At 44.3% G+C, this 13182-nt stretch carries 13 protein-coding genes; 9 read left to right on the top strand and 4 right to left on the bottom strand.

The features are described 5' to 3' along the window. Positions 1-9: 9 nt before the first annotated feature. The 6 genes from KIT51_01915 to KIT51_01890 are packed head-to-tail and all read left to right on the top strand — an operon-like array spanning position 10 to position 5515. The gene (locus KIT51_01915) at positions 10-1014 is read left to right on the top strand and encodes a phosphotriesterase (protein UYN87058.1); all 1005 of its coding nucleotides are present in this window, start codon (positions 10-12) and stop codon (positions 1012-1014) included. 48 nt (positions 1015-1062) lie between these two features. Beyond that, positions 1063-1776: a 3'-5' exonuclease gene (locus KIT51_01910; protein ID UYN87057.1), complete on the top strand. Its 714-nt coding sequence runs from the start codon at positions 1063-1065 to the stop codon at positions 1774-1776. 42 nt (positions 1777-1818) lie between these two features. Beyond that, on the top strand, positions 1819-2067 hold the full coding sequence (locus tag KIT51_01905; protein UYN87056.1) for a hypothetical protein: 249 nt from the start codon (positions 1819-1821) through the stop codon (positions 2065-2067). Next, positions 2067-2363, top strand: coding sequence for a type II toxin-antitoxin system RelE/ParE family toxin (locus KIT51_01900; GenBank protein ID UYN87055.1), 297 nt, complete (start codon positions 2067-2069; stop codon positions 2361-2363). The genes KIT51_01905 and KIT51_01900 overlap by 1 nt, the downstream gene beginning before the upstream one ends. Positions 2364-2368: 5 nt before the next feature. Beyond that, the gene (gene rnr, locus KIT51_01895; protein UYN87054.1) at positions 2369-4516 is read left to right on the top strand and encodes a ribonuclease R; all 2148 of its coding nucleotides are present in this window, start codon (positions 2369-2371) and stop codon (positions 4514-4516) included. 24 nt (positions 4517-4540) lie between these two features. Beyond that, positions 4541-5515, top strand: a complete 975-nt coding sequence (locus KIT51_01890) for a polyprenyl synthetase family protein (protein UYN87053.1) — start codon at positions 4541-4543, stop codon at positions 5513-5515. On the opposite strand, the gene KIT51_01885 is transcribed toward KIT51_01890, so the two are convergent. The 4 genes from KIT51_01885 to KIT51_01870 form a co-directional block, all read right to left on the bottom strand. After that, positions 5516-6019 carry a hypothetical protein gene (locus KIT51_01885; GenBank protein ID UYN87052.1) on the bottom strand — a complete coding sequence of 168 codons (504 nt, stop codon included), beginning with the start codon at positions 6017-6019 and terminating at the stop codon, positions 5516-5518. Positions 6020-6098: 79 nt separating this feature from the next. After that, positions 6099-7286, bottom strand: coding sequence for a glycosyltransferase family 4 protein (locus KIT51_01880; protein ID UYN87051.1), 1188 nt, complete (start codon positions 7284-7286; stop codon positions 6099-6101). A 55-nt stretch (positions 7287-7341) separates the two neighbouring features. After that, positions 7342-7575, bottom strand: coding sequence for a hypothetical protein (locus tag KIT51_01875; GenBank protein UYN87050.1), 234 nt, complete (start codon positions 7573-7575; stop codon positions 7342-7344). Continuing rightward, the gene (locus KIT51_01870; GenBank protein ID UYN87049.1) at positions 7496-8149 is read right to left on the bottom strand and encodes a sigma-70 family RNA polymerase sigma factor; all 654 of its coding nucleotides are present in this window, start codon (positions 8147-8149) and stop codon (positions 7496-7498) included. Before KIT51_01870 ends, KIT51_01875 begins: the two co-directional genes overlap by 80 nt. A gap of 197 nt (positions 8150-8346) precedes the next feature. On the opposite strand from KIT51_01870, the gene KIT51_01865 reads away from it, so the two are divergent. The 3 genes from KIT51_01865 (at position 8347) to KIT51_01855 (ending at position 13182) form a co-directional block, all read left to right on the top strand. Continuing rightward, positions 8347-8733: a hypothetical protein gene (locus tag KIT51_01865; GenBank protein UYN87048.1), complete on the top strand. Its 387-nt coding sequence runs from the start codon at positions 8347-8349 to the stop codon at positions 8731-8733. A gap of 90 nt (positions 8734-8823) precedes the next feature. Then, positions 8824-11673 (top strand): excinuclease ABC subunit UvrA, encoded by a 2850-nt coding sequence (gene uvrA / locus KIT51_01860; protein UYN87047.1) that lies wholly within the window; start codon positions 8824-8826, stop codon positions 11671-11673. Between the two features lie 78 nt (positions 11674-11751). Further along, positions 11752-13182 (top strand): hypothetical protein, encoded by a 1431-nt coding sequence (locus tag KIT51_01855; GenBank protein UYN87046.1) that lies wholly within the window; start codon positions 11752-11754, stop codon positions 13180-13182.

Genomic DNA, 13182 nt, shown 5'->3' with positions numbered 1-13182 from the left:
CCTTTGCCTATGATGACGTTTGTGCAGTTTACCATTCCCCTCCTTATTATCCTTGTTTCTTCCTGGGGGAATAAGGAATCTGTATTATTAACCGTAACAGGTGAAATCCCAGCATCAGCAATGGGCATCACCCTTCCGCATGAACATATTGTCGTTGACTTCATCGGGGCCGATAGCGTCAGTCCAGACCGGTACGATTCTGACTCAGTTTTTATTCGGGTCTTGCCCTTTTTGAATGAACTAAAAAAACATCAGGTACAAACTTTTATTGAATGCACACCCAATTATCTTGGGCGCGATGTCAGGCTTCTCCAACGCTTATCTAAAGAAACCGGAATTAATATTATTACCAACACCGGCTACTATGGAGCAGCCCATGAAAAATATTTACCCAAACATGCCTTCACTGAAAGTGCCGAAGAGCTGGCACAGCGATGGATTGATGAGTTCAACAACGGTATCGAAGGCACTGGAATAAAACCCGGCTTCATGAAACTTAGTGCAGATACCGGCCCGCTAACAGAAACTCAACGAAAAATTATGAAGGCCGGTGCCTTGGCCCATCTAAAAACCGGGCTCAGTATTGCGGTGCATTCAGGCGATGGGAACGCAGCCAAAGAAGAACTGGAAATTTTTTTTGCTAATGGCGTGGCGCCAGAAGCATTCATATGGGTGCATGCACAGAATGAAAAAAACTATGATGTCTTTAAAGAAATGGCATCGAAAGGTGTGTGGGTGGAGTTTGATTATGTTCATACCAAAACCATTGAGCAATACGTGGAGTTTATGAACTATATGAAAGCGAATAATCTGCTTCACCGCACCTTGCTTTCGCATGATGCCGGCTGGTACAATGTAGGTGAAGCTGGCGGTGGTAGTTTTCGGGGTTTTACTGCCCTGTTTGAAATTTTATTACCACGTTTGCTGAAAGAAGGTTTTACCCAAAATGAAATTGATCAGGTAATCAAAATTAATCCGGCACAAGCCTTTCGTGTTGGTGTAAGAAAAAGGTAAGCACCATGTCTGGTAGATTACCAACACAAAGATTGTTATCTTAACACCATGATTGCCGAACTGCGCGACATTCTATTTTTAGATATTGAAACGGTTGCCGCTACGGATAACTACAACGTACTGGACGAACGCCTGAAAGTTCAATGGTCGCGTAAAGCCTCCTTTCTGAAACGCGAAGAGGGCGTAACAGACGAACAACTGTTTCATCAGCGGGCTGGTATCTATGCCGAGTTCGGAAAAATTGTATGCATTGCCGTTGGGAAATTATTTGATACCGAATCCGGTGAGTTAGGGCTTAAAACAAAAGCCTATTACGGTCACGATGAAAAGGCACTGTTACAGGATTTTAAAGCAATGCTTGAAAAGCTCGATAACGGAGTGCGCTTTTGTGCCCATAACGGAAAGGAATTCGATTATCCATACATGAGCAGGCGCATGTTGGTAAACTCCATTGCCTTGCCTCAGCCCCTCAACCTTGCCGGACGAAAATCCTGGGAAGTAAATCACCTGGATACCATGGAGCTCTGGAAGTTTGGCGATTACAAGCACTATACTTCCCTCGATTTGCTGGCCGCTATTTTTAATATCCCTTCCAGTAAAAATGGCATTGACGGCAGCCAGGTTAACTCCGTTTATTATAAAGAAAAAGACCTGGAACGAATCAAAGACTACTGTGTTAGTGATGTAGTCGTACTTACGCAACTCTATTTAAGGATGAAGGGTTTGCCTCTTATTGCTGACAAAAACATCATCGCAGCGTAATATTGTTTTTGTATCTTCGTGTATTATACCTTGTGGGTAATTATGGATGAAGCCGGTGTAAAGAAAGAAATTGCTCAAAAAATCAATCGTATCAATGATGTTCGTATCCTTGAAAGTCTTGATTCTATTGTAGATGATTTGCTTGCCAAAAGCTTAGGTAAAGATTTTTGGGATGATTTGCCTGAAGCCCTTAAATCAGGAATACAAAAAGCCGAAAAAGATCTTACTGATGGAAAAGGGTTGCCTCATCAGGATGTAATGGCTGAAATTAAAGAAAAATACGGTCGCTGATGGCGAAGCAAATTAGCTGGTCCCCAGATGCTAAACGTGACTACCTGCTTATAGTAGATTATTTAAATGCCCACTGGAGCCAACGCGAAGTGCTGAATTTCATTGATCGCACAGAAGAAATACTAGACCTTATTGCGGACAATCCTTTGCTTTTTGTATCCTCTGAAAAAAAACCGGGTGTTCATCGCTGTGTGATCGTAAGTCAGGTAAGCATGTTTTACCGGGTACAGCACGAAACTATTGAATTGCTTCGCTTTTGGGACAACCGCATGGACCCAACAAAACTCGACTATTGAGATACATGTCAAAAAAAAGAAAAAAAAAATCTCCCGATCCCACCTCAATCAAACAACAATTTGAATCTGGAATCTTATCCGTGCTGAACGAAGCTCCTGGCCGTGCTTATAGTATAAAGCAAATTGCCAAAAAGCTGGGCTTGAAAAAGCGCGATGATATCAAGGCCATGACCTTCTCGGTGTATGAATTGGAGGAAGCCGGAAAAATCAAAGAACTCAGCAACGGCACCTATGCCAGTGCACAAAAAGAAAAAACACTAACCGGCATTGTCGATCATGTAAGCTCACGCTTTGCCTATGTAAAAATCGGTGAAGACCGGCCCGATGTGTACATCAAAGCCCGCGATCTCGGCTCTGCGGTTGACGGTGATACCGTGAAGATAGCGATACTGCCCTCACGCCATGGTGAACATCCGGAAGGAAAGGTGGTTGAAATTATCCGCAGAAACAGGAGCCAGTTTGTAGGCAAGCTGGAACTTTCAAAAAACTTTGCCTTTGTAGTAGCCGACTACCGGAAAATTCACAAAGATTTTTTCATCGCGCAGAATAATATCAACGGTGCCAAATCAGACGACAAGGTAATCGTTGAAATACTGAACTGGGGCGATGGTGAAGGAAACCCGGAAGCCAAAGTGGTCAACATTCTGGGTAAGGCAGGTGAAAACGAAGCTGAGATTCATTCCATTATGGCCGAGTTTGGCCTGCCGTTCAAGTTTCCGCCAAACGTGGAGAAAGAAGCCAGTAAAATTGAAGAAGGGATTACCGCAGCAGAAATAAAAAAACGAAGGGATTTCCGCTCAATAACCACATTTACTATCGATCCTGAGGATGCCAAAGATTTTGATGATGCACTTTCCTTGCAACTTCTCCCTAATGGAAATTATGAAGTGGGTGTACACATCGCAGATGTAACGCACTACATTCAACCGAATTCAAACCTGGAAAAAGAAGCATTTGATCGGGCAACTTCGGTGTATCTGGTGGATCGAACCATCCCCATGTTACCGGAGAAATTGTCAAACGAACTCTGCTCCCTAAGGCCGAAAGAAGATAAGCTGACATTTGCGGCAGTTTTTGAACTGGACAAAAATGCCAACATCATCAGCGAATGGTTTGGACGAACCATCATACACTCTGATCATCGCTTCACCTATGAAGGAGCGCAGGAAGTAATTGAAACGGGAAAGGGATTATTTGCCGAAGAGTTACGAACACTTAATGAGCTTGCCTTAAAACTTAAAAAAGAAAGGTTCGCGAAAGGAGCTGTGAATTTTGAAACCACCGAGGTGAAATTTAAACTGGATGAAAAGGGCAGACCTTTGGCTGTTATTCAGAAAGTGCGGAAGGATGCCCATAAACTTATTGAAGAGTTTATGCTGTTGGCCAACAAGTGTGTTGCCACACACATCTACAATAAAAAGAAGGGCCCGGAGAAAAACACATTTGTTTACCGTATACACGATTATCCCGATCCGGATCGTGTAAAAGACTTCGCAAACTTTGCCAAGCAATTCGGCCACCGGATAAATGTGGATGAACAATCTATTTCGCGTTCGTTGAACAAACTCATGAACGAAATTGAAGGTAAGCCCGAGCAAAACGTATTGCAACAACTGGCCGTTCGTTCCATGGCCAAGGCAAAATATTCTACAGAAGCGAAAGGACATTTTGGATTAGCCTTCAATCACTATTCTCACTTTACCTCCCCCATCCGCAGGTATCCCGATATGATGGTGCACCGCTTGCTGCAACACTATCTTGATGGAGGAAACCCCGTTAGCAAAACTGAGTATGAGCCTAAGTGCGTACATTCATCCGAACGTGAAAAACGCGCAGCCGATGCCGAGCGTGCCTCCATCAAATACAAGCAGGTAGAATTTATGTCGCTCATGGCCGGTGATAAAGCCTATGACGGATTGATTTCCGGTGTTACCGAGTGGGGTATCTATGTTGAGATTATTGAAACCAAATGTGAGGGCATGATCCGCATGGCCGATATGGATGACGACTACTATGAATTCGATGAGAAGAATTACTGTATTGTCGGCAGACGAAATAAAAAGATTTATACCCTGGGCGACCAGGTTCGGGTGCGCGTAAAGAAAACCGATGTCGACAGAAGATTGATTGATCTTGTGTTCGCTAAACAATAATCTTGTTTTTCCATTTATTACAGCATGTATACAATTCCTACCTATAAGCGCCTGATCGATCAGGAAATCAGCAAGCATAAATTTGGCCAGGCACCTGATTCGCTGTATGAACCCATCCGCTACCTGATGGGGCTTGGTGGCAAGCGCATGCGACCCCTCTTAGTGCTGCTGGCCTATTCCCTGTTTAAAAAAGATGTCAAATCCGTGGTGAAGTATGCCGTGGCCGTGGAGGCTTTCCACAATTTTACGCTCATGCACGATGACATTATGGACAATGCCCCATTGCGCAGAGGAAACGTAACCGTACACGAAAAGTGGAATGTTAACACCGCTATCCTTTCGGGAGATGTTATGCTGGTGCGGGTTTACGATATGTTTTTGTCGCTCAAACCAGAGGTACTGAAGTCTGTGCTGAAGGCCTTCAACAACTGTGCAGCCGAAGTGTGCGAAGGGCAGCAATGGGACATGGAATTTGAAACCATAAACGCGGTAACGGTGGATCAATACATCAACATGATCCGGCAAAAAACTGCCGTGTTGTTAGGCTTTAGCCTGGAGTTGGGCGGTATGCTGGCGGGCGCGTCCAAAACCGATTGTAAGGCGCTGCGCGAGTTTGGCATCAACATCGGTATTGGTTTTCAATTGATGGACGATTTGCTGGATGCGTATGCAGATCCAAAGAAATTTGGCAAACAGGTAGGTGGCGATATCATCGCCAACAAGAAAACATTTCTACTGATTACCGCCCTCGAGCGCGCCAACAAACAACAGCATACTGAACTTCAGCATTGGCTGCAGACTAAAAAGTTTAACAAGCGAGCAAAAGTTAAGGCTGTTAAAAATATCTATGATGAACTTCAGATTCCTGAAATAACGGAGAACAAAATCAAACAATACTTTAACAGAGGCTACAAACAACTGGAAAAAGTTGGTGGAAATAAATCCGCCAAGAAAATAGTAGCGGCCTTCACGGAAGAATTGATTGCGCGGCAATCGTAATTATTCCTCCTCCTCACAATCATCCCAACACTCGCTGCAAGGTTGCTGAACAACTGTGTAGTTGTATAAAATAGATTCGTGTGCCATGCGCACCGGCCGCTCATCAAGTCCAAAAAAGAACCATCCGGTTATCGGCTCATTGTCATCTTCCCACTGCATGTAATACGTTTTGGCTAAGTTTTCGTCCTGATCATGCACGGAGAGTACCAAGCGCCCGGCCTCATCGATATAAAACGATTTGATCAGCGCAAATGAAGCATCCTGCCCCCAGCCAATCATCAAGGTGTCGCTGTTTACCTGAACCATCATGTTATCGGCATCGCATGGGCGGAAGATGATGTAGCTACCATCATCCTGCTCGGTGAGTTGCTGCCATTCGCCTTGTAAATCACTTAGGGTAAACGATGTAGAGGATGTACCGGCAGCAGATTTTTCACTATTCTCTTGACGGCCAGACGAACAGGCCATGGCCAATAAGAGGAAGAGGGGGTAGAGGTTTCGCATAATTAAAGATACTGAATAACCCTAAAAATACTATACCACAGAGGGGACATAGAAAATTTGAATCAATCAACTATGTGCCCTATGTGCCTATGTGGTTCAAAAAAATTCTTGCAAACCTATCTCCCACTTTTTTTCTTGAATAGGTTTGCTCGGCAAGTTTACGCGCATTTTGCTGATAGCCTTTCAAGCGTACCGGATCAGCAAGTAATAGTTTGATCTGACGAATCAAGTCATCCGGATTCTTTGGGTCAACGGCTATGCCGCAGCTATGTTGTGAAAGTTCATCTTTTATCCAACCCCCAAAATTGATTACGATAAGTTTTCCGGCTGCCAGTGCATCAAAGTACTTATTCGGGGAGCCCGTTTCCAAAACGGGCAAGTGTTTATAGCAAACCATAACGGCATCCGTCACATTCAACACATCGCGCACCGCTTCACGATTTAAAAATCCGGTTAACGAAATGTTGGTTAGTTTTTTCTGATCAATCAATTGTTGCAGGTCATCATACATTTTTCCATCCCCGCAAATCAAAAAATATATGTTCAGGTTTTCAGCCTGTACACGTTCCGCGCAGTGCACCATATATTCCAATCCGTTGGCAAGCCCAAGAGTGCCGACATAGGAGACAACAAACTTGTTTTGAACACCAAAGCGTTGTTCAACTTCAGGCTTCCTTATTTCGGGTAGATAAAAATGTGTGTCGGCCATGTTGGGAACCTGGTACACTTTCTTGCCGGGAGTAGTTTTTTCTATGGCCTCCTGTATGGGTTGCGACAAGGCCACAACCGCGATGGATTTTTTATAAATAAGCTTTTCGAGTTTGTAGAGTATGGCTTTCAGTACCGGATTCTTAATAAACCCCATCTGCACGGGTGCTTCAGGCCATAAGTCGCCCACTTCAAAATAATATGGAATCTTGTATCGGAGTTTAATCCACAAGGCAGCCAGGCCTGTTGTTAGCGGAGTTGAAATGGCATACACCACATCAGCCTCACGAAATTTACCAGCATACTTCACAATATGCCACACAAAAAGCCAGAACGAATAAACGCGTTTGAAAAAACCATACCGGTTATTGTAGTCTACCGGCAGGTAATGGATTTCAATTCCTTCAGAAGTAATTTCCCTGATGCTGGTCTCGTTGTGTGTGGTGATCACTACAACCTCAATACCTTTTTCAACCAGCGCATGGGCCAGGTAATAGGAACGTAATGCACCACCGACTGTGGGTAAATTAAAAAATTGGTGAAGGACGAGGATTTTCACAGGGCAAAGAAAACATACAATTAACAGTTGGCAAGAACCAGCTATCAATTCGTGTCTAATGCTTCACCGCTGATGTGCTTCGTGAATAGCTCAGGATATTCAGAACGGTTTGGGCTGAAGGCTCCAGTTTCGCAGCGTCCATTTCCTTTTTTAGGGCGCTCATGCTGGTGTACATCGCCTGAAGTTCCGGATCGGTAAGCAGGGCCTTGCTAATTTCCTGCGTCTCCTTCTCCGTAGTCTCGTGGTATAGATACCTGATCAGGTCGTCTTGGGTAAAAGTCTTTATCATAGGCAAGCTGGTTATTGTTCATCTTCTTTCTGAGATTAATAAGTGCATAACGCATTCTGCCCAATGCCGTGTTGATGCTTACCCCGGTGCGATCGGCAATTTCCTGAAAACTCATCTTCAGGTAATGCCGCATAATCAACACCTGCTTCTGCTCGGTTGGCAACTCTTTGATGAACCCCCGGAGCCTGGATTTGGAGTCGTGCATAATCTGCTTCGACTCCATTGACTCTTCGGAGAAATCCATCGAGTTAAACAACCGGCTCCCATCCTCCAGCACAATTTCCGGATAGCGTTTCTTCTTCCGGAAATAATCTATGGCCAGGTTATGCGCAATGCGACTAATCCATGGTAAGAATTTGCCCTCTTCGTTATACCGTCCCCCGCGTATGGTATTTACCGCTTTAATAAAGGTCTCCTGCAACAAGTCCTCGGCCACATAGCGGTCACGGACGATCAGGTAGATGGCGGTATATAACCTTGATTTATGGCGGTGCAGAAGCGTTTCAAAAGCCCCCTCGTTACCATTTTGATAGCGCAACACTAATTCGCTATCACTGCATTTGTTCTCTGTCATCTAGCTCACATTTAGGTAACGTAGAAGTCTAGATCAATATTGTAGGGGGTTTAGTGGAACAATAAGGTTGAAAAGATATTAATATTCCTAATCAGCGCAAATAATTTCTTTATCAGCGCAAATAATTTCTTTAAAATTCTTGTCTGTAACTAAAATTCTTTAGGTATTTGCTTTCGATTTTTTGAGCCTAAAACCTTATGTCTGTTAACAAAAAGCGAATAATCAAAAGCCTGGAAAACCTGAGCGAGGACCTGCACGAACTGTTAAAAAAACAGTACCCGAATGGGTACGAAGGCAGCATTACCCGCATTATGAATGCGAAAAAGGAGCCCATCTTCGTGTTCCCGCTCGAAACGGATGATGCCATATACCTGGTAAAGGTACCGGCTACCAAAAACAGCGATGGCGGCTATGACGTAGAGGCTGGCGGCCCGCAGGAATTTGACAGTGATGGCGGGGGCGATGACGATTACGGTTCAAATGATGACTTCGAGTCGGGTGGTGACGATGATGACTTTGGCGATGACGATGGCGGGGGCAAAAGAAGCCGTGAGGCAAGCTATGATCCTGATTTCGACAGCTAAGATTTATTAACCTGAGTTTATGGAACACCATCCCCGCGGATGGTGTTTTTTATTCCATCACTCCATGACATTAATTGCTAATTTTAAGCGGTGAACCCGCAAACCCTAGTGACAGACACCCAACTCGACAATCTCGATCCTAAAGAATACATCATCATAAAACGCGCTCGGGTAAACAACCTTAAAAACCTGAGCGTGGCCATTCCGCGAAATAAACTGGTGGTTATTACCGGGCTTTCCGGCTCGGGCAAATCGTCATTGGCGTTTGATACACTGTTTGCAGAAGGCCAGCGCATGTATGTGGAAAGCCTGAGCTCCTATGCCCGCCAGTTTCTGGGTCGGATGGAAAAGCCAGAAGTGGATTACATCCGCGGTGTTTCACCGGCCATTGCCATAGAACAAAAGGTGAATACCCGCAACCCGCGATCGACTGTGGGTACCACAACTGAAGTATACGATTACCTGAAGTTGCTTTTCGCCCGTATCGGCAAAACGTACTCACCGGTAAGTGGCAAAGAGGTTAAACGCGATACCGTAACCGATGTTGTAAATGAAATCAACAAACTGCCCGAAGGTACCCGCATTATGGTGGCCAGTCCGCTTGCCCTGAAAAAGGGCAAAAAAATACAAGAAGAATTAAACCTGCTGTTAAGCAAAGGATTTGCCCGCGTACTTGTTGATGGTGAACCTAAATTTATTGAAGATCTTTTGGCCGAAAAGAAAAAATCTTTTGCCAAAGATGCCCGGGTAGAAATACTGATTGATCGCGCAGTGGTAAATGCTACCGATGATGATACGGTGTTCAGGCTTTCAGATTCCGTTCAAACTGCTTTTTATGAAGGCCATGACGAATGCATTATTTATGCCGAAGGCCATAAACCCATGCACTTCTCCGACCGGTTTGAACTGGACGGCATAAAGTTCACAGAGCCCTCCGTAAATTTTTTCAGCTTCAATAATCCCTACGGTGCATGCCGCACGTGCGAAGGATTCGGCAAAGTATTGGGCATTGATGAAGACCTCGTTATCCCTGACAAATCCTTATCGGTGTATGAAGGTGCCGTAGCGCCCTGGCGAAGTGAAGTGATGGGCGAATGGCTTAAACCGCTGTTAAAAAACGGCATCAAGTTCGATTTTCCGATCCATCGTCCGTACCATGAGTTATCGGAAAAAGAAAAAGAAGTTTTGTGGAAGGGTAACGCTTACTTTGATGGTATTCATGCCTTCTTCAAATACCTGGAATCCAAAACACACAAAATACAATACCGGGTTCTGTTATCGCGCTACCGCGGCAGGACCAACTGCCCCGATTGTAAAGGAACACGCTTGCGCAAGGATGCCCATTATGTGAAGATTGCCAATACCTCCATCATTGACCTGGCGTTATTGCCCATGGAGGATGCACTGGAATTTTTTACCAAACTCAAATTACCTGAGTACGATAAAAAAGTATCGAATAGAATTTTAACCGAAATTACTACACGACTGGAATACCTGGTGAAAGTAGGGTTGGGTTATTTAACCTTAAATCGCCTTACCTCCACGCTTTCGGGTGGCGAATACCAGCGCATAAAACTGGCTACTTCATTAGGCAGTGCGTTGGTGGGATCTATGTATATTATGGATGAACCGAGTATCGGCCTGCATCCGAAAGATACTTCACGGATGATAGAGGTATTGAAATCTTTACGCGATTTGGGCAACACCGTCATTGTGGTAGAGCATGAGGAAGAAATCATGCGGGCAGCCGACCAGATTATTGACATCGGCCCCGAAGCGGGCGCCCATGGAGGAGAGTTGGTGTACCAGGGTTCGTTAAAAGACCTGAATGCACCCCTGACCAACGGGCAGAGAAAATTTGTTTCCCACACCACCAATTATTTAGCAGGAAAGGACAAAATTGATATTCCTGCCAGGCGAAGAAAATGGAAAGACTCCATTATCGTTGCCGGTGCACGGGAAAACAATTTGAAAAATCTTACCGTGCAATTTCCGATGGGCATACTTACGGTGGTTACCGGTGTTAGTGGTTCAGGCAAATCAACCCTCATCAAAAAAATTCTATACCCCGCAGTGGGCCGTTTAAGCGGATCAGTGGCAGAGTCTCCCGGCAAATACGATAAACTGGAAGGTGATCTTTCACGCATCACCCAGGTTGAATTTGTAGATCAGAATCCTATAGGAAAATCATCCCGTTCCAACCCTATTTCATATGTAAAAGCCTACGATGCAATCCGCCAGTTGTATGCCGATCAGCCCCTTGCCAAACAACGCGGCTACAAACCCTCACACTTTTCTTTTAATGTAGAAGGTGGGCGTTGTGAAACGTGCGAAGGCGAAGGCGAAATAAAAGTAGAAATGCAGTTTATGGCAGATATTTTCCTGAAATGCGAATCTTGCCAGGGTAAACGTTTCAAGCAGGAAATATTGGAAATTGAATACAACGGTGCAACCATTGCCGATGTACTGGACATGACCGTAGAAGACGGTCTTGAATTTTTTAAAGACAAAAAATCTATTCACGAAAAAATACAACCCCTGTTTGATGTGGGCATGGGGTATGTAAAACTCGGGCAATCGTCAAATACTTTAAGCGGTGGTGAAGCTCAACGGGTAAAACTGGCTTCCTTCCTGGGAAAGAATTCAGCAGACGGAAGTATACTTTTCATTTTCGATGAACCTACCACCGGCCTGCATTTCCATGATATTTCAAAATTATTAAAAGCCATCAATGCCCTGGTCGACCAGGGACATACGGTAATCGTAATTGAGCACAACATGGAAGTAATAAAGTGTGCCGACTGGATTATAGACCTTGGCCCTGAAGGAGGAGAGAAAAAAGGTGGTAAGCTATTATTTGCAGGAACACCTGAGGATATGGTGAAGAAGGCGAAGGGGAGTTATACGGCAGATTTTTTAAGGCAAAAGATGAGCAACTGATCATGCTTCTAAAAAAGGACTAACCATGCAAGCAACCAACCGTTTAAGCATAAGTCTGTAGGGTTTAAAATTGTTGTTATGAACAAAACCTTAACGTTGTGTTTACTGCTGATTTCAACCCTGTTAGTTGGCCAGGCTAATGTTACCGTAAAACTTTACTCTCCGGATGAACTGAAAACCGACATCCGCTTTCTCATCAGAACGCTGGAGAACATCCATCCCAACCTATATGCTGCTACACCAAAGGAAAAATTTTACAAGGATGTTAAAGAACTGGAGCAGGGGCTCACTGAGCCGATTACCCGTCTTGAGTTTGCCCGAAAACTTATTCCGTTAACAACGGCTTTGGGCGATGGGCACACGTCTGTTTATTTTCCGCAGGAAGAACGCAGTGAATTTTTGAAACAAGGTGGTAAGGTGTTTCCCTTTGAGGTGCTCATCCGCAACAACCGGCTGTTTATCACAAATAATTACAGCAGTGACTCAACTTTAACAGGAGTAGTTGAAGTTGTTTCGATAAACGGATTGCACACGCCTGAATTGCTTGATCATCTTCGGTTGTATGTAAGTGCCGAACTTGATTTTTATAAGGATATCCGCATCCAGCGATCGTTCAGAAGTTTGCTGTGGTATGTTTTGGGGTATTCTAACTATGACCTTGAACTGGTTATAAATGATCAGCCCGTTAGTAAACATGTTGAGGGAATTACCTCAACACAAATTCAGGTCGCTACGCTTCAACGATCGGTAAACCAAAATGCAAAACCATACTCCTTAACCATTACTCCAGAAGGGTTTGCAATTATTGATTTTCGTTCGATGACAGATAAAAAACGTTTTGCCGTGTTTCTGGATTCGGCTTTTCAGGTTATCCGCAACAAAAACATCCAGCACCTAGCCATTGATATTCGCAACAACGGTGGCGGCAGCTCGCAATTGGGCGACATGCTTTTTAATTACATAACCGATAAACCTTATCGCCAGGTTGACCGGATGGAAGTAAAAGCAAGCAAAGAAATGAAAAGTTATTTTCGCCAGCGCTATGTTAAATGGTATATGTACCCGCTCATGCCCTTTGCTGTTTTTAATAAGCAAGCCCGCCATTATGCGTTTGGAAAACCGGGTAAAATACAGGTGGTTGAAATGAAAAAGCTGATCAAACCAAAAAACGAGCTGCTAAAATTCAAAGGCCAAACCTATTTGCTTGTAAGCCATTACACCTTCTCCAGCGCCAATATGCTTGCCGATGCGTTTAAATGTTACAGCATGGGTACAGTGATTGGTGAAGAAACCGGAGGAGTACTTATGGCTTTTGGTGATGTTATTCTCATTCAACTACCCAACACCCGGTTGGCTGCCGGTTGCAGCTATAAAAAATTTGTTCACCCGTGCAGCGATAACACCCTTCGGGGTGTTAAGCCCGATGTGGAAATTATTGCTGAACCATCTGATCTGGTTTCGGGCCGCGACCTTGTGCTGGAATACCTCAAAGAAGTGATTAAGCACTAA

This window comes from Cyclobacteriaceae bacterium, from assembly GCA_025808415.1.
In the GTDB taxonomy this organism is placed as follows: Bacteria; Bacteroidota; Bacteroidia; order Cytophagales; family Cyclobacteriaceae; genus UBA2336.
The sequence above is the reverse complement of the archived record's forward strand: the minus strand, read 5'-3'. Positions and strand labels throughout refer to the sequence as shown.

Coding starts and splice junctions, on each gene's coding strand:
- KIT51_01915 (UYN87058.1), top strand. CDS start 10: ATGATGACGTTTGTGCAGTTTACCATTCCCCTCCTTATTATCCTTGTT.
- KIT51_01910 (UYN87057.1), top strand. CDS start 1,063: ATGATTGCCGAACTGCGCGACATTCTATTTTTAGATATTGAAACGGTT.
- KIT51_01905 (UYN87056.1), top strand. CDS start 1,819: ATGGATGAAGCCGGTGTAAAGAAAGAAATTGCTCAAAAAATCAATCGT.
- KIT51_01900 (UYN87055.1), top strand. CDS start 2,067: ATGGCGAAGCAAATTAGCTGGTCCCCAGATGCTAAACGTGACTACCTG.
- rnr (UYN87054.1), top strand. CDS start 2,369: ATGTCAAAAAAAAGAAAAAAAAAATCTCCCGATCCCACCTCAATCAAA.
- KIT51_01890 (UYN87053.1), top strand. CDS start 4,541: ATGTATACAATTCCTACCTATAAGCGCCTGATCGATCAGGAAATCAGC.
- KIT51_01885 (UYN87052.1), bottom strand. CDS start 6,019: ATGCGAAACCTCTACCCCCTCTTCCTCTTATTGGCCATGGCCTGTTCG.
- KIT51_01875 (UYN87050.1), bottom strand. CDS start 7,575: ATGATAAAGACTTTTACCCAAGACGACCTGATCAGGTATCTATACCAC.
- KIT51_01870 (UYN87049.1), bottom strand. CDS start 8,149: ATGACAGAGAACAAATGCAGTGATAGCGAATTAGTGTTGCGCTATCAA.
- KIT51_01865 (UYN87048.1), top strand. CDS start 8,347: ATGTCTGTTAACAAAAAGCGAATAATCAAAAGCCTGGAAAACCTGAGC.
- KIT51_01855 (UYN87046.1), top strand. CDS start 11,752: ATGAACAAAACCTTAACGTTGTGTTTACTGCTGATTTCAACCCTGTTA.